The sequence below is a fragment of the Klebsiella sp. GN_Kp190 genome (assembly GCF_040061795.1).
In the GTDB taxonomy this organism is placed as follows: domain Bacteria; phylum Pseudomonadota; class Gammaproteobacteria; order Enterobacterales; family Enterobacteriaceae; genus Klebsiella; species Klebsiella michiganensis.
Genome location: NZ_JBEAFN010000015.1, coordinates 18,983 through 39,569, shown reverse-complemented (window position 1 = coordinate 39,569; position 20,587 = coordinate 18,983). Strand labels below are relative to the sequence as shown.

Annotated in this window: 20 protein-coding genes; 17 read left to right on the top strand and 3 right to left on the bottom strand. The window is 54.0% G+C overall.

Annotated features, from left to right (window positions below; genetic code table 11):
- Positions 1-247: 247 nt before the first annotated feature.
- The 3 genes from ABLU67_RS12035 to ABLU67_RS12025 are packed head-to-tail and all read right to left on the bottom strand — an operon-like array spanning position 248 to position 1,523.
- Entirely contained in the window at positions 248-595 is a 348-nt protein-coding gene (locus ABLU67_RS12035) for a DUF1493 family protein (protein WP_128334996.1), read from the bottom strand.
- The gene (locus ABLU67_RS12030; RefSeq protein ID WP_128334997.1) at positions 580-1,029 is read right to left on the bottom strand and encodes an STM2901 family protein; all 450 of its coding nucleotides are present in this window, start codon (positions 1,027-1,029) and stop codon (positions 580-582) included. The genes ABLU67_RS12035 and ABLU67_RS12030 overlap by 16 nt, the downstream gene beginning before the upstream one ends.
- Before the next feature lie 11 nt (positions 1,030-1,040).
- The gene (locus ABLU67_RS12025) at positions 1,041-1,523 is read right to left on the bottom strand and encodes an Hcp family type VI secretion system effector (protein ID WP_000997079.1); all 483 of its coding nucleotides are present in this window, start codon (positions 1,521-1,523) and stop codon (positions 1,041-1,043) included.
- A 964-nt stretch (positions 1,524-2,487) separates the two neighbouring features.
- On the opposite strand from ABLU67_RS12025, the gene ABLU67_RS12020 reads away from it, so the two are divergent.
- The 17 genes from ABLU67_RS12020 (at position 2,488) to ABLU67_RS11940 (ending at position 20,575) form a co-directional block, all read left to right on the top strand.
- The gene (locus tag ABLU67_RS12020) at positions 2,488-3,027 is read left to right on the top strand and encodes a fimbrial protein (protein ID WP_004124241.1); all 540 of its coding nucleotides are present in this window, start codon (positions 2,488-2,490) and stop codon (positions 3,025-3,027) included.
- Positions 3,028-3,106: 79 nt separating this feature from the next.
- Complete coding sequence (locus tag ABLU67_RS12015) at positions 3,107-3,661, top strand: fimbrial protein (protein ID WP_348852311.1); 555 nt, start codon at positions 3,107-3,109, stop codon at positions 3,659-3,661.
- A gap of 75 nt (positions 3,662-3,736) precedes the next feature.
- Positions 3,737-6,205: a fimbria/pilus outer membrane usher protein gene (locus tag ABLU67_RS12010; protein WP_348852310.1), complete on the top strand. Its 2,469-nt coding sequence runs from the start codon at positions 3,737-3,739 to the stop codon at positions 6,203-6,205.
- Positions 6,206-6,230: 25 nt separating this feature from the next.
- Entirely contained in the window at positions 6,231-6,974 is a 744-nt protein-coding gene (locus tag ABLU67_RS12005; RefSeq protein ID WP_064374708.1) for a molecular chaperone, read from the top strand.
- An 18-nt stretch (positions 6,975-6,992) separates the two neighbouring features.
- Positions 6,993-7,622, top strand: a complete 630-nt coding sequence (locus ABLU67_RS12000) for a fimbrial protein (protein ID WP_049079478.1) — start codon at positions 6,993-6,995, stop codon at positions 7,620-7,622.
- Complete coding sequence (locus ABLU67_RS11995) at positions 7,622-8,674, top strand: fimbrial protein (RefSeq protein ID WP_348852309.1); 1,053 nt, start codon at positions 7,622-7,624, stop codon at positions 8,672-8,674. The genes ABLU67_RS12000 and ABLU67_RS11995 overlap by 1 nt, the downstream gene beginning before the upstream one ends.
- A 9-nt stretch (positions 8,675-8,683) precedes the next feature.
- Entirely contained in the window at positions 8,684-9,232 is a 549-nt protein-coding gene (locus ABLU67_RS11990) for a fimbrial protein (RefSeq protein WP_109241472.1), read from the top strand.
- Between the two features lie 22 nt (positions 9,233-9,254).
- The gene (locus tag ABLU67_RS11985; protein WP_014226574.1) at positions 9,255-9,926 is read left to right on the top strand and encodes a transcriptional regulator; all 672 of its coding nucleotides are present in this window, start codon (positions 9,255-9,257) and stop codon (positions 9,924-9,926) included.
- Positions 9,927-10,030: 104 nt separating this feature from the next.
- Entirely contained in the window at positions 10,031-10,237 is a 207-nt protein-coding gene (locus ABLU67_RS11980) for a DUF4762 family protein (RefSeq protein ID WP_014226573.1), read from the top strand.
- A 70-nt stretch (positions 10,238-10,307) separates the two neighbouring features.
- Entirely contained in the window at positions 10,308-10,976 is a 669-nt protein-coding gene (locus ABLU67_RS11975; protein ID WP_064374706.1) for a DsbA family protein, read from the top strand.
- A gap of 2 nt (positions 10,977-10,978) precedes the next feature.
- Positions 10,979-11,929 carry an ABC transporter gene (locus ABLU67_RS11970; protein WP_224254852.1) on the top strand — a complete coding sequence of 317 codons (951 nt, stop codon included), beginning with the start codon at positions 10,979-10,981 and terminating at the stop codon, positions 11,927-11,929.
- Between the two features lie 9 nt (positions 11,930-11,938).
- Positions 11,939-14,050 carry an ATP-binding cassette domain-containing protein gene (locus ABLU67_RS11965; protein ID WP_348852308.1) on the top strand — a complete coding sequence of 704 codons (2,112 nt, stop codon included), beginning with the start codon at positions 11,939-11,941 and terminating at the stop codon, positions 14,048-14,050.
- Entirely contained in the window at positions 14,047-15,207 is a 1,161-nt protein-coding gene (locus ABLU67_RS11960) for an efflux RND transporter periplasmic adaptor subunit (RefSeq protein WP_348852307.1), read from the top strand. Before ABLU67_RS11965 ends, ABLU67_RS11960 begins: the two co-directional genes overlap by 4 nt.
- Positions 15,207-17,150, top strand: a complete 1,944-nt coding sequence (locus ABLU67_RS11955) for an ABC transporter permease (protein ID WP_348852306.1) — start codon at positions 15,207-15,209, stop codon at positions 17,148-17,150. Before ABLU67_RS11960 ends, ABLU67_RS11955 begins: the two co-directional genes overlap by 1 nt.
- On the top strand, positions 17,147-18,544 hold the full coding sequence (locus ABLU67_RS11950; protein ID WP_049083782.1) for a TolC family protein: 1,398 nt from the start codon (positions 17,147-17,149) through the stop codon (positions 18,542-18,544). Before ABLU67_RS11955 ends, ABLU67_RS11950 begins: the two co-directional genes overlap by 4 nt.
- Entirely contained in the window at positions 18,531-19,784 is a 1,254-nt protein-coding gene (locus tag ABLU67_RS11945; protein WP_014226566.1) for a beta-ketoacyl-[acyl-carrier-protein] synthase family protein, read from the top strand. The genes ABLU67_RS11950 and ABLU67_RS11945 overlap by 14 nt, the downstream gene beginning before the upstream one ends.
- Positions 19,781-20,575 carry a MaoC/PaaZ C-terminal domain-containing protein gene (locus ABLU67_RS11940; RefSeq protein WP_128335001.1) on the top strand — a complete coding sequence of 265 codons (795 nt, stop codon included), beginning with the start codon at positions 19,781-19,783 and terminating at the stop codon, positions 20,573-20,575. Before ABLU67_RS11945 ends, ABLU67_RS11940 begins: the two co-directional genes overlap by 4 nt.
- The last annotated feature ends 12 nt before the right edge of the window (positions 20,576-20,587 follow it).

Here is a 20,587-nt window from a genome sequence, read left to right as displayed (position 1 = left end):
AACTTATTATTTTTCATCGTAAGTTAAATTGTTGTTCAGTGACACATGAGAAACGGTTCCCTATATTGCCTGATTTATACATTTTTTGCATGTATTTTTTTGAAACCAGAGTGCATTAATATTCTGCACCTTTCGGTGCATATCTCTTGCAAAAAGATAAAAATCTCCAGAATCTTTGTCTTCTTTAAGTGTGTAATGCTTTCATCTATATTTCCTGTTATTTAAAATAAATAACACCATCGTCCACTCAGTCATAAAGCCATTTTCCTGCTTTTGCTGATTCGGCAAACATTTTTACAGTTAAAGGTTTACGACTCCTTTCTACATCTTCCCTTTTTAATTTAAACCACCGTGTTAGTAACGGAGTATTCTCCCAAGGAAAATAATACGACCATTTAACTTTTGATAAATCTATATTAAAATTTTTTTCAAATTTATTCAAAGCTTCATGCAGGTCATCACCCGGAGCTTCAAATAAATCAGAATCAAGTTCTAAAGGGATTTCTTTCCAATTGCTGTCTAAATATCCGGGGATCTCTTCACGGAAGAGTGCTAACACCTCTTGTTGAATTGTATCCATCAAAAGGATGTCCATTGTATACGATCTTTAGGGCGTGCTATTAGGTTGTATTTTGCCTGAGTTTTCCTTGATACTTGGTAAATTGAATTGACAAGACCAACCCAGCCTAACCACGGAACATATCGTGCTATGACTGCGGCAAGATTATTTGTTTTTCTCATTCTTACACCAACTGGTGTAGGAACTCTAATACCAAAAGGAGTTTGTGCATTTCGTAAAAGCATTCTACCATACCTGGAAATAACACTTGTCCCTTTTATTGCCTCTCCCGGTTTCGTTCTGGTTTTTAACCACGGTTGCCCAGCGAGGATAGCAGCACCTGACTCAATGCCAATTCCAAGTTCATCACAAAATTGCTCAAGGAAAATCACATCAAATAGTTCACCTGCTGACAGGTTCGATTGTCCGTGGTAGAAGTAGGTTCCGTTTAGTTCTTCTGTCGTATCCATTCAATCACCTATTAGGCTGTTTGCCGTTCATTCCAGGCATCGGTGAAAATTATGTTTCCATCACAATGTTTCCAGGTGATTTTCTCATACCTTAGCTCCACAGATTCAAGATGGTTGTTGTTCTTGTCTTCTGGGGAAGCCATTGTAGGAGATATTGATACGATTCGAACTCCTTCAAGTAGCATATTGAAGTATTCCACTTCCTGACCAGCATCGCTGATTTTATACCATTTGATTTCAGCAGATTTCAGGTTCTGACCAGTAGCAACTGCTTTGTAGAGGTATGGGCTGGAATAGTCGAATTCTTTAACGATGATCATTGGTGAGTGCTGACGAGTGCCGGTAGGTTTGCCAGTAGCATTATCAGTGGGAATAGAAAGATTATGGTGAAACCCTTTAAACTCTATACTGAATTCCCTGTCTGCAACATCACAACCGCCTTTGATTAGTGCTCCCCCATCGTCATAGAGCCACATATTACCCGGAATAGCCATGTACTTTTTTCCTTATGTAGTTGTAAATCCCTGTAAATAGTGTATCTATTGAGCGAAGGTGAGTAAATAACCAATATGTGGTTTTTTGCTCTTTTGAAGAGTTAGTTACCTGCTTCTATCAAACCGCACTCATATTCCCAAAAATGTATACCATCAGTAGGCCAGAACTTACTTAGCAATTACTTTATTCCTCAATTTGAACAGGTTAACCCTTGATGAAGGGTACTGCTGCATCATCGGGGTGTGGGCGTCAAGATATATAGGGTCAAATCCAGTTTTAATGAGTTAGCGGAGTTTATTGTTTTCATGACGTCGCGCTATCGCTCATCGGTTCCCGTGAAACTGTGCATTTTTGTTTATTGACTCATGAGCCGCATGATAACGGAGTCTTCAGGTCAGGAAAACAAGAAGCAGCGGCGGTATGCCGGAGGAGGAGGTCGCAGCGGAAAAGGCTATACTGGCGAATGCAGGTCGATGGTATAGACGGGGAGACATCCGTTTTCACCGGCGTCGTACGCCTCGCGTTATTTCCCTTATTCCGTCTACTTTTCACCGTTGCGTGTAGCAGAAAAGGGGCTTTGTTAATAAAATGTGATCTGTGTTACAATTCTCTTACCATCAACATCTTTCGTTTATCCTCTATTAATCACCTGGCGTAATTTGTTTTTAGGATATATCTCAGCATTCTGCGAGTTAATTTCCTATGGTGGCATTGTTCGCGAGGTTAAATCTTTTTTTAATTCCTTTGTAAATGTATCTCTTTTTACCTAAAAAATGATTTGTTAGTATTTTTGTCGACCAGGGGATCTGGCTTTAATTAAATTATTAATATTAATTAATAGTCTAATTATTGAAACGGATTTTTCGGTGATGCGGAGGGCTGCAAATTGTTATGAGAGTATAACTCAGCAATTTTATAGCTCCTTACTCTTTAGGATAAAAATTTATAACGCAGGAATTTTCTATGAAACTGAATAAAGTTGCTATGGCTGTGGCATTAACTGCTGCTCTCGGCTCAATGTCTGCACTGGCTGATACCACTAATGGTCAGATTGAGCTTCAGGGTGAGCTGGTGAATACCGCGTGTGGTTTAGCGCCGTCGTCCAGCCCGGTAACCGTTGATTTTGGTCAGGTTCCAGTTTCCCTGCTGCAAGGCGGTGGTCAGGCAACTGAAACCAAAAACATCGAGCTGCAGTATTGCGATACCACCATCGCCAGCAGCGCCGTTGTTTCCTATACCCCGACTTCGGTTAACCCGAACGATCCTACTCTGGCTGCCTTTACTTCTGGTACCGCATCTGGTGCAGGTATCGGCCTGAAAGACAGCGCTAGCCAGACTGTGACCTGGGGCGCGCAGACCACGCCGGTCACCCTGGTCGATGGTACTAACACCATTCCTTTCGTGGCCTTCCTGAAAGCGGAAGCGGCAGCAAGCGGTTCTACCACTACCGTAACCGCGGGTGCATTCCAGTCAACGATCAATTTCACTATCGATTATCAATAATCGATTTTGAGTTATCGCTCGCGGGGAGGTTCCTCCCCGCGATATTGGATGGTGTACCCGATAATATGGAATTCTGAGTATGGTTAAGGATACAGAGAAAAAGAGACTGATGGCGCTATTCGTATCGGTATTACTCTTTTCCGGACATGCTTCGAGTACTAATTTTACGCCCGGACAGCTGACGCTTTCGGGGGAGCTGGTTGCTGCCGCCTGCGATATTGATCCCAGCTCGCGGGAGCTATGGGTGGATTTCGGCAACATATCCGCTCGCGATATTAATATGGATCAAGAAGGTAAGCTCGTCCGGCCTTTTCTGGTGCGCTTAGTGGGCTGCGCGTCTTACGGCAGCGAAAATCAATCAACGCCCGGTGCTTATGCCACGATTACTTTTACCGGCAATGCGTCATCGCAGGACCCGACCGTATTAATTCCGGATGGCGAAGGAAAGGGGTTTGGTATACAGATTCGCGATCGCCGTGGGGAAGTTTTAACTTTTGGAGAACCCTCCTCGGGATATCTGCTAAGTGATGAGAATAATACGCTGAAATTCACCGCTTCGCTGGTTCCGGTTCAGCAACATATTAAGGCTGGGGATTTTTACGCCGTCACTCGTTTTTATATGGATTACAACTAGACGCAAGCCAGCTATTGCTGTTGTAGCTTGTTTACCGCGCACGATATTTTACTGAATGATTCGGGATGAATAGTCATGTCAGCAGAACTAAAAATAAAAATAATCCTCTCTCAGATGCTTTTTTTCTGCTGTGCTTCTATGGCTTGTGCCTCAACTGACGTGGAATTCAATACCGACGTACTGGATGCCGCCGATCGCGACAATATCGATTTAACCCGTTTTGCCACCGACAACTATGTCCCGCCGGGCGAGTACTTATTAGATATTAAAATAAATGGCCAGGCGGTGGGGCAGCAAAAGGTTCGCTATCTGGCTTCTAAAGACCAGAAGCATACCCAGGCCTGCATTAACGGCGAAATTCTTGCCAGATTGGCGTTAAAAGAAGAAGCGCAGAAAAAGGTCGCACAGCCGTTTGCCGATTGCTATGACCTGCTGAGCCTTCCTGGCGCTACGCTCAGCAACTACGCCGGGGTGCTGGACATCACCGTCCCGCAGGCGTGGATGAAATACAACGATCCGAACTGGACGCCGCCGGAGCGCTGGGACCAGGGCATCGGTGGGTTTTTGCTCGACTACAGTCTGACCGGGCAATATACCCGCCAGCTTGATATGCATGAAGATTACACCACCCTGAGCGGATACGGCCAGACCGGGTTTAACCTCGGCGGCTGGCGTTTGCGCGGCGAATATCAGACCAGCTATTACAGCGCGACGCATCAATTTGATTTCGACATGAATCAGATCTACGCCTACCGTCCCCTGCCGATGATGGCGGCAAAGCTGACGGCAGGGGAGATCTACCTTGATTCTCAGGTCTTCGACACCGTGCGCTTTACCGGGCTTAATCTCGCCAGCGATGAGCGTCAGCTGCCGCCAAACCTGCAGGGCTACGCGCCGGAAATTCGCGGCCTGGCCAAGACCAACGCCAAAGTGACGGTGAAGCAGAGCGGGCGCATTATTTATGAAACGACGGTTCCCGCCGGACCGTTTAACATTCAGGATTTACGCAGCTCGGTGCGCGGTACGCTGGATGTTCAGGTGGAGGAGCAGGACGGTTCCATTTCGACGTTCCAGGTTAACACCGCCAACATTCCTTACCTTACGCGTCCCGGCTACGTGCGTTACAACGTGGCTGTCGGCGCGCCGTCCCGCTATAACCATAAAATTCAGGGGCCAGGTTTCGCTTCCGGTGATTTCTCCTGGGGGATAACCAACGCCTGGTCGCTGTACGGTGGTTTACAAAGCGCAGGGGCGGAATATACCGCGGTCTCCGCCGGTATTGGCCGCGATCTCAGCGTACTGGGCGCGCTCTCGCTTGACGCCACCGAATCCTACAGCCAACAGTCAAACCAGAAGCGGCTTAAAGGCACCTCGTTTAAGCTGAGCTATGCGAAAACGTTCGACGAATATAACAGTTCAATTACCTTCGCCGGCTATCGCTTCTCTCAGGAAGATTTCCGCTCTTTCTCGCAATATCTCAACGAGCGTTACGAGGGTTACGACAGCCTTGGCCGTGAAAAAGAAGTCTATACCATCACCGGGAATAAAACGTTCTGGGCCGATGAGCCAGGCAAAGCGACTACCGTCTTTCTGACCTATACCCACCAGAATTACTGGAATCGAAGCAGCCAGGATCGCTACGGCATCTCGTTAGGGCGCTCGTTTAACGTCGGTAATATTCGCGGGATCACCACCAATATTTCGGCCTACCGTTCCGATTACGAAGGGCGTAAAGACGACTCTATTGCTTTCTCGCTTTCCATTCCCGTTGGCGATAGCAAATGGAGCGGTCTCGACGTGCAGACCAATAACGGCAAAACCAGCCCGATGCTCTCGTACACCGACAGCAGCGACTACAACAACCTGTGGCGACTGCGTGCCGGGGCGAGCCAGAGCGGCTATGCCAACGTCGACGGCTACTATCAGCGCCGCTCGCAGTATGCCGAAATCAACAGCAACGCCAGCTATCAGCAGGATCACTACGTTTCCCTGAGCAGCACCCTGCGCGGCGGCTTTACCGCTACCCGGCACGGGGCGGCGATCCACAACAGCGGCGCAACGCTCAACACGGCGCGCGTGATGGTGAATACCAACGGTATCGGCGACGTTCCGCTCAATGATGGTAAATCAAGAACCAACAATTTCGGCATTGCCGTTATTCCGGACATCGTGAGCTACAACAGCTTTGATACCCGTGTTGATGTCGATGCGATGTCGGAGTCCATCGAACCGGCAAAAGCCATCAGCACCGCCACGCTGACCGAAGGCGCCATTGGCTATCAGACCTTTGGCATGGCCAAGGGCGAAAAAATGATGGGGATTATTCGCCTGGCTGACGGTACCTATCCACCGTTCGGCGCGGAGGTTATCAACGGCGATGGCGTGAGCGTCTCCATGATTATGGAAGGTGGCCAGGGATGGCTGGCGGGGGTGAATCCTCAGGAGCTGCTAAGCGTAGTGTGGAGCGGGAGAAAGCAGTGCCAGATTGCCATCCCGCCGACCATCGTGCGTCGTTCGACAGCCGCGCTATTGCCGTGTAAATGACAGTGACAGTAATAAAAGGCCAAAAATGAGCATAACAAGCAACAAATTCTGCTGGATGGGCGTTGTGATGCTGGCGGCGGTAAGCGGTACCGCTCAGGCAGGGGTTTCGCTGGATCGCACGCGTCTTATCATCACCGGTAAAGACAGCTCGGCGAGCGCGAATTTAACCAACACCAGCCCGGATATTCCTTTCCTCGCGCAATCATGGGTTGAGGACAGCAAGGGCAACAAGATTACCTCTCCGCTGGTGGTGCTGCCGCCTTTACAGCGGATTAACGGCGGGCAAAAAGGGGTGGCGCGGGTCACCAAAACTGACGGTATTAACCAACTGCCGCAGGACCGGGAAAGCCTGTTTTATTTAAGCGTGCGCGAAATCCCGCCCAAGCCGGATAAAGCGAATGTCCTGCAGTTAGCCATGCAGTCGCGGATTAAATTATTTTTCCGCCCGACGGCCATTATTCCCAAAAGCAAAAGCGAGATTTGGCAGGACCAGGTCGTCTTTCAAAAGAGCGGCAATAAGATGACCGCGCAAAACCCGACGCCCTATTACATCACCATTATTAGCTTGTCCCGCGTTAAGGGTGAAAAAATCACTAAGTTTCCGGGGATTATGATTGCGCCGAAGTCCAGCATGGAGTTCAGCGTAACCGACGGCAGCGTGCGAGATTTCGCCATGATGTATGTGAATGATTATGGCGGTCATCCGGAGCTGAAATATCGCTGCGAAGGAAATACCTGTAAAGCGCTGCCGCCATCGCAGCAAGGGTAATTAAAGAGGAACCTGATGATGAAAACGCGTCTATCGCTATTAGCACTGTTTGTATTCGGTATCAGTATGCCAGCGCTGGCCGACGCTGATATTCCGCTACAGCCACAGCACTATAACCGGGATCATCAGGGGGAAGATGGCGGTAACGTGATATTCAATGGCTCCGTTTATGCCTCGCCTTGCGTGCTGGCGCCGCAGAGCCGCCTGCAGATTATCGAGATGGGTGAAATCAGCGCCCGCCGTTTTCATCAGGCCGGCGACCGGAGTCAGCCGGTGCTGGTTCGCGTCGAACTCAGAGATTGCCTGAAAGGCGCCTCGCAGGCGCGCGACAGCATCGCCTCACGGACGACGGGCAACAGCAAGCATCTCTACACCACCGGCGAGCAGGCGGTTCAGCTCACTTTTATCGGCGAATCGGATGAACATAATCGCCAGCTGCTGCGCCTGACCGGCAGCATCTCAGGAGCCGGTATTCGCCTGCTGGATGTTAAAGAACGGGCGCTGGATATTAATCAAACGCAGCCGCCGTTTATTGTGAAAACCGGCGATAGCAGCCTGACGTTTATTGCCGTGCTGGAGTCAACCGGACGAAACGTGACCGCCGGCAACTTTAGCGGACTGCTGCGTTTAAAAATGGAGTATCTCTGATGACGACGATGGTTATCGGACGAAAATCTTGCGTCACGCTTTTACTCTGTGGCAGCTTATTATCCCTTGACGCCAGCGCGGCGATTGAAGGGGAAATTACGCCGGTCGGCGGACCTAAAATGTATAATATTGACGTGGTCAATCAGGATATTACCAATAACAGCATAGGGGCAACAATTCCTTATGAATTTTCATTGGGCGGGCAATATTCTGGTATAGCCAACTGTACCATTCCCATGGAAAATCAGGCGATTTATTACTCTGCGACCGCCTCGCTGATGCAGCAGGGAAGCGCGCCGGGCTATTTAAAGCTCAATGATTATATGGATGTTAAAATTGAAATTTATATTCGTGGTCAGCGCATGGATTATTTTGCGGTACCTTTTTATAATGAATCGAATAACGCTTTTCAGAATAAATGCGTTCCGCCAACCACCCAATTTAATAACTTTGAGTCCGGCGCCAAGGGGCGGGTAACGTTTATGATTACTAAGCCTATTGTCAACGGTGTTAACTTGTTGGGTACAGAAATCGCCAAGCTTTACGGCCGCCTGGGGAACTATAGCTCAGGAATGGGCAGCACTCCAATGTCGATTGTCTCGATTAATTCCGGGGTCATTACCGTTCCGGATAAATGCATTGTCAACTCAGGTACACCGATCGTCGTTGATTTTGATACCATCCCCAGTTCGGGTTCGCTGCTAAATGGCAATAATTACAGCCGGCCCGTGCCGATTCAGGTGAAATGCGAAGGGGGAAGTTTCGCGAACGGTAATTTAAATATTCGCCTGGGTATTCAGCAGGCCAATACCGCCAGTTTTAATAGCGATTATTTAGGGACCACCGGCGCCGTCGATCGATCCAATCTTGGCATTATTCTGAAAGATTCAGGCGGCAGTTTAGTGGCCGCGAATAGATTTTATGACGTGCCGGGTTTTAATAATAATCAGGGAACCTGGAATCTGACCGCCGCGCCGATTGCCAATGCCGGGACCAATGTTCTCGAAGGGGATTTCCAGGCATCGGCCACCGTGGTCGCTGAGTTTCAGTAAGGGGGCAGCATGCGTCAATTAATCGCATCTATGGTACTTCTGGGCTTACTGTCGGCGGCCACGCCGGCGTACGCCAGTGGGGAACTGATCGGCGGCGACTTAACCTTCAAAGGCACCGTCGCGGCCCATGGCTGCAGTATCGTTCCTTCATCCAAAAATATCGCCGTGGATTTTGGCCAGATTTCCACCCGTACGCTCTATGCGGAGCGCAAATCACAGCCCAAAGCGTTTGTGATTGAGCTTAAGGATTGCAGTACCGATGTTTTTAATTCCGTTACCGTAACCTTTAGCGGGACGGAAAATGCCAATATGAGCGACCGTCTGGCGATTACGCCGGTAGCGCCAAATTCCGCCAGCGGTATTGGCATTGGTTTTGAAGAGAGTAACGGCACGGCGATTTCACTCAATACGCCAACAACCGCGGTCGCCATTTCCGATGCCACCATGCAGTTAAATTTTAAAGCTTTTGTTGAAGGGGAACCGGACGCCTTGAGTAACAAAACCTTACAGACCGGTGCCTTCCAGGCAACAGCGTATTACACCCTTAATTACCAGTAGAATAGATCAAGGATGATGATAAATGAGCCGCCGTTTCTTTCTCTACGATAAAAATATCTTTTTCTCAGAAGGCGTACGTTCTTTGGTTGACGATCTTGCCGCGCATGACGGCGACTGCGCTTTCTCAAGGCTCGACCAGTTCTCTCAGCTGATTAATACGCTGCGTCTGCCGAAGCAGAAAGAGGAGCTGCGCTGGGTGCTCTGCGATGTCGACAGTTTGCCGGACGAACGCTTTAATGCGCTATACACCATTAAAGAGTACTACTGCCGGGAAAATCAGCAACTGGTGATTTTATTAGGAGAAAATAATATTTCTCTGTTTTTTGCGCTGCATTCGCTGCTCCCGGAGGCGAGCTGGTTATTAAAAAATGAATCGCTGGAGAATTTTTTCAAATTCATTGAAGGCGCTGATTCGATGGTGGCAAAGAAAATATTTTACAGCCGCTCGCTAATTAATTATACCCGACAGAAGTGGTTAGCCCGGGATTTTAATAACAGTATCTCCAGCGATGACTGGTGGTTAATGGAAGAAATATTCAAAGGGAAGTCATTGTCGCAAATTTCCTCTGAGCAAAAAATTGATGTTCGTCGACTGAGCCGCTGCAAACGGGGCCTGATGAAAAAGTTAAATGCTAAAAATAACGTAGAGCTGTTTAATATTTTCAAATGTATCGTAGCCACCCCCTGCGTATAACAGCGTACAAAGTCTAACATCGACAGAATTACTGGCAGATAGCTAAGCCAGTAGGTAAGTGTAAGAAAAATACATTTCAATATAAATAGTTAAGGATCTAACAAATGCAAAAATTAAGTATGATTGAAGCGTCAACTATTATTGGCGGCTGCTGCAAGGAAACTTGCACAAGCTCTTACGAGACAGTGGTCGTTGGCGGTGTTTCTACCTGTAAACAAGTGACCACCTGTACGGATAAGCACGGTTCAACCGTTAGCATGAAAGATGCGCCGGACAGCATGTGCGTCGTGCCAAATAGCGCCCGTTATTAATCACTGATGTGATACATGGAGGGGGAACCCTCCATGTATTTCTCCGCTATTTTCGCGAGCCTGGTATCAAATGAAGATAAAACCTATTACCGCCGTTGGCTATACGTTTCTGGTGGCGTTAATTTCGTCGCTAATTACCGTGCTGTGCTATCACATATTTGTGTTTAATACATTTTCACTGGATAGCAGTCAGCCTTCCGCCCTGCGGGAAATTGACAGCGCAACCGTTGCCAGTAGCCCAATAAAACATGAGAAAAGCATTATTGAAGTGATGTCCTATGGCTGTCACTACTGCGCATCGAACGAGGAAGAGATCGAAAAATTCGCCGCCACGCTACCCGCGGATAGCACGTTTGAAGTTATCCATATTACTGGCGAGAATAACGGCCTGGCGGTCTTTGCGCCGGTTTTTGCGACCCTTGAAGTTATGGGTATTGAACGCCAGACGCGCGACCAGGCGTTTAACGCGGTAATGACCCGCGGGGTTAATTTAGCCGATGAGGAAACGCTTAATGGCTGGCTGAAAAAGAATAGTATTGATGTCGATAAATACCATCAGCTACGCCAAAGTCAGGCCGTCGCCGAGCGTCTGGAATATATGGCGAAAATCACCGAGCTTTATGACATTAACGCGACGCCGCTGTTTATTGTGAATAAGAAATACGTAGTGGCGAAGGATCGTCAGTTTCCTGAATTTGCCGACTATTTACGCCAGCTGTTAACCCAGGATAAGGAGTAAGCGTGGCGCGCTTTCTCATCGTCTGGAGCGTCTTCAGCGTAAGAAAATGGTCCGCGCAGCTGAGCTGGCGCTACCGGCCTCTTACCGGCTACGGCCAAAAAGCGGTGCGTAGAGTCATGCGTTTTACCCCGATGCCGCTGCTGCTGCTGGCGGTTCGCGCGCTGTGTCGGCTGCGGCTGCTGGGCAGACAGTACCGTGGCCGCAGCGCCGTGGCGACGCAAAACTACCGCTGCCTGACGGGCGTCGAGGGCCGAATTGATGCCGGATGGATAGCCATGCGTCGCCAACTGCTGGAGACAGGGGCGACCTGGGGACAGCACCCGGCCACCCTGGCCCAGATGCAGGCATGCACGCGAGAGCTTGACGCCGTTGTCGCTCCCCTGGCGGCGCAAAAGACGCCGGTCGTCCTTGCGCCGCTGCACTGCGTTTCCGATATCTTAGCGGCGATGGTCGGGGCTGGCGTGACGCCGGGCAAAGCCAGCGTAGTGGTCTCTTCCAGCGCGGAAAGCTACACCGTCGCCAGCCGAAAAATGGGCGGCGTCGCGCTCTCTTATTGCTCAATCCACCAGGATAATACATCGCTGGCTAGCGAGCTTATGGCGTTAATGACCAATGTATCGGCAGGGCGGGAAAATATGATTATTTTCCCCGACATTCCTGCCGATTACACCGTGCAGACCCCGGAAGCGCAGTCCGGGAAAATAAGCTGCCGGCTATTTGGCCGCCCGGCAAAATTACATAGCGGGGTACAGCGGTTTTCTCGCATCGTATCGGCGAAGGTGGTTTTTTATCACCTCTATTATCAGCACGGGATAAAAATAAAGATCTATTCCCCGCTGTCGCCAAAAGAGGTCGCGGCAAAGCTACCAACGATGATTGAAAACACCCTGCGCGATTATCCGCAGGATTGGCTTTTGTGGCACAGCCATTCGCTCTATTTTATTAATCACTGATGCATCATCATGAAAAAGATTATTCCTGATATGGTTTTCCAGGAAGAGACCAATGAATGCGGCCTCTCCTGTATTGCGATGCTGGCGCAAACCCAGAATATTCCGTGCTCGCTGCCGGCTTTGCGGGAAATTTTCCCGGCATCCGATCATGGGACATCGTTGAGCGATTTATCCGTTATCCTGCAGCAGATCGGCATTGCCACCGCGCCGGTGTTGTTCGATCACGCTGAGCTTCATGCGCTGCCGTTCCCGTCCATTTTGCACTACGGCGCCAGCCACTATGTTCTGCTGGCCTGGCGAAAAGGGGATTACGTCTGCGTCATGAATCCGGCGATTGGCCAGCAGTGGCTGCCTTTCTCGGCATTAAAAAAAGAGATTAGCGGCTATGCGCTGATCCTTGAAGAGTCGCCCGGCGCGATTGCCGGCCCGGACCCGGTTATTGCCGGCGCGCAGCAGGAGATGCCGCGGGCGATGAGCCTGAAGGAGACCGCGGCGGTACCGGGCATTTATAAGCTGATGCTCTTAACCTTCCTGGTGTCGCTCACCCTGTTTTTAATGCCGACGATGGTCAGCCGGGCGATCAACCAGGCCTTCTCTGACGTTCAGAATACGCAGTTTCCTTATTTATGGTTCATCCTCGCCTTTGTTGTATCCACGCTGCTGGCGCTGGGCGTCAGGGTGATTAGCGAGCGATTTATTCGCCGCTTTGTCCTGCTTAAGAGCGATATCGGTTTTTCCCGCCTGCTGAATAATCCGCTGCGTTTTTTTGAAAAACGCGCGCCGGGGGACGTTTTCAGCCGTTTTATCGCCTGGCAGGGCGGGATGCTGCAAAAAATCGAACTGGATAACGGGCTCCGCTCGGACTGGATCATCTGCGTTATCGCGATCGGCATTATGTTCTGGATCTCCCCGGTGCTGGCGCTGATTTCCGCCGTGGGTATTGTGGCGATGGGGCTGATCAGCGTCTGGGCCATTTTTCGCGACCGCTGGTATACGCAGCAGCTGCAGCTGAAAAGCGCGACGCTGAATGACTTTTTTATGGAAACGCTTCAGGGCGTGTTAACCATCAAGACCGCCGGGCTGGAAACGCAGCGTAAAGCGCAGTTTGCCCGTTTGTCTCATGACCTTTTCACCTGCCTCCAGCGGCAGAAAGTCTATCAGCAGGTCAAAGAGGGACTGTACCAGCTGACCGGCAGCCTTGAGATGGTGGTTTTCATGCTGGTGGTGCTGCCGCTGGTGCACGCAAAGCTTATCTCGCTGGGCGACTTTTTTGCCTACAGCTTTTTACGACAGATTTTTACCTCCTACGTCACGCGGATATTTTATGCCGTGATCCGTAAATCACAGCTGCACGTGATCGATACCCGCGCGCAGGGCCTGTTCACCCGCCATGAGCCTGCTGCGCCCCAGTTTGCTCCGCTCAGCGGTGAAGCGGTTCCGCGGCTGACGTTCGAACAGGTGAGCTTTCATTACAACCCGCAGCGTCCGGTACTCAATGCCGTTGATCTCATCCTGGAGCCCGGCGATCGGCTGGCGATCGTGGGCGACTCCGGCGCCGGAAAAAGCACCCTGCTGCGGCTGATGGCAGGGCTTTTTTCCGCGCAGCATGGGCGAATTTTGCTGAACAACGACGAGGTGAGCGCGCAGCAGCTGGCGTCGCAGGTATGGCTACAGAGTCAGGAAGACATCCTGTTCAACGCCTCGGTGCTGCAAAACATCACCCTGTTTGACCCGTGGTACAGCGACAGCGATCGCGGGCGAGTGGAGGCGCTGGTCGAAAAAATGGCTCTGGGGCCGGTGGTTCAGGCGCTGCCGGGAGGAATGGAGGCGCTGATCCGCGAGAGCCACTCGGCGCTCTCTTTGGGCCAGCGTCAGCGGCTGATGCTGGCGAGGGCGCTCTACAGCACCCGGCCCATACTGCTGTTCGACGAACCGACCGCCAATCTTGATGATGAAACCGCGGAAACGGCGATCCTCGCGCTGTGCCAGCACTGCCGCGAACAGGGCAAGACGCTGATCGTCGTGACCCACAGCGAGCAGATCCTGCATCACTTCACGCGGGTTTATCGCCTGAAGGAAGGCAAGCTGCGCGATATCACACAGGGAGAGGTGGAGCAATGAGAAGAGCATTTTTACGCCGCCGTAAAACGTGGCTGTTTGCGCTGGTCGCTATGCTGGCCATTGTTGCCGCCGTCTACTATCAGCGCTCATTTACGGCACAGGCCGAGTCGATTGATACCGTTACGCTCGATCGCGGGGATATCGAAAAGGTCGTGCTGGCGAGCGGGATTATCAAACCTGCCGTCCAGGTGAGCGTCGGCGCGCAGGTCAGCGGCCAACTGCGTAAGCTGAACGTGCGCCAGGGCGAGCGGGTGCGCAAAGGGCAGCTGTTAGCCGAAATCGACCCGACGCTGCAGCTTTCCGACTTACGCAACGCTACCGCGCAGCTGGCCAGCGCCAGAGCGCAAAAGCAGGCCTCTGAGGCCACGCTGGTGCAGTACCGTAAAGCGCTGGCGCGCGAGCAGGCCATGAGCCGCGACGGCTCCGGCGTGAGCAGCGATCTCGAACAAGCGCAGGCGCAGTATGCCGCGCAGGTTCAGCAGATAGCGGTGAATGAGGCGCAGATTGTGCAGGCGGAAATGAGCGTGCAGACCGCCAACGCCAACCTCGGCTATACCCGCATTCTCGCGCCTATGGATGGCGAAGTGCTGGGCATCGTGACCCGTGAAGGGCAAACCATCGTCTCCTCGCAAATTGCGCCTACGATTCTGGTGCTCGCCGATCTCGATAAAGTCCAGGTCCAAACCCGCATTTCCGAAGCCGATATCCAGAAAATCCATCCGGGACAGCCGCTATGGTTTTACGTCATTGCCGACCCGCAAACCCGTTATGAAGGGGAGCTTGGCTATGTCCAGCCCGCGCCGCAGGAGGCGCTGGAGGAACAAAACGCCGGCGCGTCTGCCGGTAACCAGCAGAGCAGCGCCATTTACTATAACGGCACCTTCGAGGTGGATAATCGCCAGCGATTGCTGAAAACCTCGATGACCGCCCAGGTGTTTATCCGCATCGCGCAGGTGAAAGATGCGCTGCGCGTGCCGGTTGCCGCGCTGGGGCGTTCGCTCGGGGATGAGCGCTACCTGGTCGTGGTGCAAAAGGAGAACGGCAGCGAGGAGCGCACCATCCGCATCGGGATTAACGACCGCCAGTATGCGCAGGTTCTTGAAGGATTACAGCCCGGTGAGCGGGTGGTGATCCCGCAGGATGCGGGGTCCGTCTGATGGCTGAGCCGTTAATCTTGCTGAACAACGTCACTCGTCATTTTGTTGCCGGGACGCAACTGATTCCGGTGCTGAAATCCATTTCTCTGACCATTATGCCCGGCGAGATGGTGGCGATTATGGGCGCTTCCGGCTCGGGTAAATCGACGCTGATGAATATTATCGGTTGTCTGGATAAACCCAGCAGCGGTGAAGTGTATATCAACGGCATCGCCACCCATCAGGCCGACAGCGCGGCGCTGGCGGAGCTGCGCAGCCGCTGGCTGGGATTTATTTTTCAGCGCTATCACCTGATGCCTTATTTGACGGCGGAAGAGAATATTGCCATCCCTGCGCTCTATACCGCGATGCCCGCCGCTGAGCGCCAGGCGCGCATTGCGCTGCTGGCGGAAAAGCTGGGCATTGACGCGCGCCTGGCGCATAAACCCGCGCAGCTTTCCGGCGGCCAGCAGCAGCGGGTCAGCGTCTGTCGGGCGCTGATCAACGGCGCGCAGATTATTCTCGCCGATGAACCCACCGGGGCGCTGGATAGCGTCAGCGGCCGGGCGCTGATGGATGTTCTGCACCAGCTGAACGCTGACGGGCATACGGTGATTATCGTGACCCACGATCGCGAGGTAGCGCAGCAGGCCCAGAGGATCGTCGAGATCAGCGATGGGCAGGTGGTCGCCGACAGTACCCACGGCGCGCGTGATAATCGCGGCATTCCGCGGCTGCCCGCGGTACAAGATAACGGTCGGGCCTCGCTGTCGCGCAGCATCGGAGAGTCGGTACGGATGGCATGGCGGTCGCTGCTGGGGCATCGTATGCGCGCCTTTTTGTCGATGCTGGGGATTATCATCGGCATTTCGTCCGTGGTTTCCTCCATGGCGGTGGGAGAAGGCGCCCGGCAGAGCATCATGAATGAGATTGGCAAGCTGGGTAATACCACGCTCGAAATCCGCCCCGGCACCGGCTGGGGCAGCAAGCGTCCGGATATGGAGCGGGCGCTGTCGCTGGATGATATCGCCAGCCTCGGCAAACAGTCGTGGGTGCTTGGGGTGTCGCCGATCGTCTCCAGCATGACGACCGCGGTGCGCCAGGGGTTTGATTCCTCGATTATTCTTTCCGGGGTTTCCGCCGACTATTTCTCGCTGCAGGGTATTCGTTTCCTTCACGGCAACGGTTTTACCCACCGCGATGTCGACGATCGTGAACCGGTGCTGGTGCTGGATGAAACCAGCAAAGAGACGCTGTTTCCCGGTAATGAAGATCCGCTGGGTAAAATTGTGCAAATCGCCGGCGCACCGTGGCGGGTGATCGGCATCGCCAGCAAGCCGGGACCGAAGATGGTCAGCGGATTTATGTCGGCCTGGATCCCCTATACCTCTTTATTGCAGCGGATTTCCGGGGACAAACCGCTGGAGGCGCTCACGCTGCGCTTTCAGGAAACGCTGTCGCCGCAGGACGCGGCGCGGCGGGCGGAAAGGCATCTTATCCGCGAGCACGGCAAAAAAGATTTCTTTGTCCAGACCGACGAACAGCTCGCCAACGCGCTGCAAAAAACCTCTGACTCCATGTCGCTGCTGATCACCGCGATTGCCGCCATCTCGCTGCTGGTTGGCGGCGTTGGCGTCATGAATATCATGCTGGTTTCCGTTACCGAACGCACCCATGAGATTGGCATCCGGCTTTCGGTCGGCGCTCGCCCCAGCGACATCATGCATCAATTCTTAATTGAGGCGGTGATGATCTGCGCGCTCGGCGGGCTGACGGGGGTATTGGGCTCCTGGGCCGCCGGTAACCTGTTTGCCCTGCTGACGCAGGAGTTTTCCATGGTCTTCACCTGGCTGCCGGTAGCGATGGCCTGCGGTTTTTCCGCCCTGATTGGCCTGACGTTTGGCTATTTTCCAGCGCGCCGCGCGGCGCGACTGAACCCGACGGAGGCGCTGGCCCGCGAATGAGACCGCTGACTTTATTACCGTTAATTGTATTGCTGACGGGCTGCGGGAATTTAACCCGCAGCGATTATCAGCGCCCGCTGCTGTCGGTGCCGGAGAACTGGCAGCGGACGGAGGGAGACAGCATGGTGGGCTCGCAGGAGAAAGCGCAGCGCTGGTGGGACCGTTTCGGCGACGAACGTCTGTCGCGGGTGGTGGGGCAGGTGCTGGAAAGCAATAACGATCTCGCCGCTGCCGCCTTAACCCTTAAGCAGGCGCGTATTTCCGCTGGGCTCACCCGAACCAATATCAGCCCTGACGCGAGCCTCAACGGCTCCGGCAGTAACTCAAAGCCGCTCAACAGCGGCGGTTCACAGGAGAGCTACAGCGCCTCACTGTCCCTGAGCTATGAACTGGATCTGTGGGGCAAGCTGGCGCGGATCCGGGAGCAGAGCGAATGGGAGGCGATAGCCAGCGAGCAGGACTACCGGGCGACGATCCTGTCGACGATTGACACCACCGCGCAGCTGTACTGGAACATCGCTCTGCTGAATCAGCAAATGACGTATCAGGCGGCGAGTCTGAATATCGCCAGGCAGACGCTGGCGCAGATTGAGTCCTGGCAGCGAGCGGGGAAAGTGGGCCTGCTCGATGTGCTGCAGGCGCGGCAGACGGTCATCAGCCGGCAGAATCAGCTGTTGAGCCTGAAGCAGCAGCGGGCAATTTCCCGTAACGCGCTGGCGCTGCTGCTCAACAGACCGCCGGCTCAGCATACCGATGAGTCCTCCGCGCTGGATGTGCGTCAGCATATCGCTATTGCCAACGCCACGCCGCTGGCCGCGCTCGCCAGCCGGCCGGACCTGCAGGCGGCGGAATCCCGCCTGCGGGCGGCGCTGGCGGGCTCAGACGCCGCGCGGCTGAGCTTCTATCCCACGCTCTCGCTGCAGGGAACGCTGAGCGCCGGAAGCCAGCTCTTTCACCAGTGGTTTAACGACCCGCTGCGCACCGTGGGCAGCAGCGTTTCCGCGCCCTTTATCCAGTGGAACACAGTACAGCTCACCGTGGAGCAGGCCAGCGTGAAGGTACAGCAGGAGGCGGTGAACTTTCGCCGCACCGCCTATACCGCGCTGTCGGAGGTGGACAACGCGATGGAGAAGCGGCTTAACGCCGACGAGCAGCGCGATCGTCTGCTGCAAACGCTGCAGCTGGGCGAGCAGCGTCTGGCGCTCACCGGGAGCCGCTATCGCTCAGGGGCGGTGGATTATCAGACTCTGCTGAACGCCCAGGACGCGCTGCTTGATGTGCAGAACAGCCTGGCGCAGAACCAGTACGACTATCTTTATGCCACTTTGCAGCTTTGGCTGGCGCAGGGAGGCATTAACCCGCAACAGAGGACTTCCCAGAATGAGTCACAGTAACTCCCCTTATCGCGTGGTGATAACCGGCTATGGCGCGGTGACTCCCCTCGGCGATAGCGCCGCCGAAAGCTGGCAGGCCATCATGGATTATCGACGCGGCTACCGCTATGTGGATCTCTCCGCGAACGGTATTCACACGCATTTTATCGGTCAGGTGGCGAATGAACCCAGTCTTAAGGGGGTTCCCGCCGCGATTCGTCGGCGTCTGCCGCGTCACGCGCGCCTGGCGCTGGCCGCCGCGCGGGAAGCGGTGGCGATGGCCTTTGCGGGCGAAGCTCCCACGGCGTTTTATGACCCGCTAATGTGCGGCGCCATCATCGGCTCCGGCTGGGCAGGGCTGGATGAAAGCTATCTGGCGGTACCCGAGTTTGAGAAAACCGGCGTCTCCTCGCCCTTTAGCTGCTTTTTTTCCATGCCCAACGTGAGCACCGCCGCCTGTAGCCAGCTGTGGAATTTGCGCGGCTATCAAAATACCCCGGTCGCGGCCTGCGCCACCGGCACTATCGCTGTCGGCGAGGCCTATGATGCGATTCGCTTTGGCCGCGCCAGCATGCTGCTCGCCGGCGCCGGGGAATCGCTAAACAGCGTTTGTGCGATCTGGAATATCGATGTGCTCGGCGCGCTGAGCCGGGAAACGGAGTCGCCGGAGCGGGCCAGCTGTCCGTTCAGCCTGCAGCGCAGCGGGTTCGTGCTTTCGGAAGGCGGGGCGGTGCTGTGCCTGGAGGAGCGCGAGAGCGCCCTCGCGCGCGGGGCGACGATCCTGGCGGAGGTCACCGGCTATGCTAATTTCTCCGACGCGGTGGATTTTACCTCCCCGGCGGAGGACTGCGTAGCCCGCGAGCAGACCATCCGTTGGGCGCTGCGCGGCGCAGATCTCCAGCCTGCCGACCTCGATTACATCAACGCCCACGGCACCTCCACGCCGCTCAACGATCTCAACGAAACGCAGTCGCTGAAAAAGGCGCTGGGCGACGAGGCGTACCGCATCCCGATTTCCAGCACCAAAGCCTACTCCGGGCATCTGATTGCCGCCGCAGGGAGCTTCGAGACCATTGTTTGCCTGCAGGCGATGGCGGCGGGGATCCTGCCTGCGACGGCCCATTTAACCCAGCCTGACCCGCAGTGCGATCTTGACTATATCGCTGAAGGGCACCGTCAGGGGGAGATACATCGGGCGCTGAATCTGAGCTTTGGTTTCGGCGGTGCGAACGCCGCGCTGGTGCTGGAGAAACACGCGTGACGCTGCTGCACTACACCCTTGCCGACGCGCAGCAGTGGGCGGCGTTTTCCGGTGACGAAAACCCGATTCACTTCGACCTCGCGGCAGCGCGCCAGATGGGCGGGGGACAGCTGAGCGTCCACGGAATGCGCGCGCTGCTCGACGTGAAGCGCGATGCCCACTCCCGGCTGTACCGCCCTGAGCGTTACGTAAAATGCCAGGTTCGCCTGCGCAGGCCAATATGGTGCGATACCGACTGGCTGTTAACGCCCGGGGTAGCCAAAAATCGCCTTTTGTCCGCCACATCGGTCAGCAATCCGCACAATGGCGAACTCTGCCTCTCCTGCCAGATGAGCACGGCGGCCGAGCCGGAATCGCTGGTGGGTAAACAGCCCTGTACGATTGCGCCAAAGACGCTGCGCGAGCTGCAGTTCTGCTTCAACGCCGCCTGGCCCGACCTGGCGCAGTGGCAGTTTCTTGATGCCTTGCTGTTCCGCCAGCTGATTGGCGATCCCGCGCTGCTGCGCCAGGAGAGTATCGCCTCCCTGCTCGGGCCGGGGGAAACCTCGTTGCAGCAAATATTTACCCGCTATCCGGTGCTGCAAACCCACCAGGAGGTGGTGTTTGATGCTCGTCTCGCGGGCAAAGCGACGCCGATTTGGCCCGAATCTCTGGCGCTCTGGCTGCTGCCCTCGCTGGTGGTGGGCCAGGTCGAACAGGGGGCGCTGGTGCGCATCGCCGCGGCGGCGCAGCTGGATGACCTGATAATAACGAACGTGGTCACGCTAAAAGTTGGCCCCGTGCATAATTGATAATTAAGGATA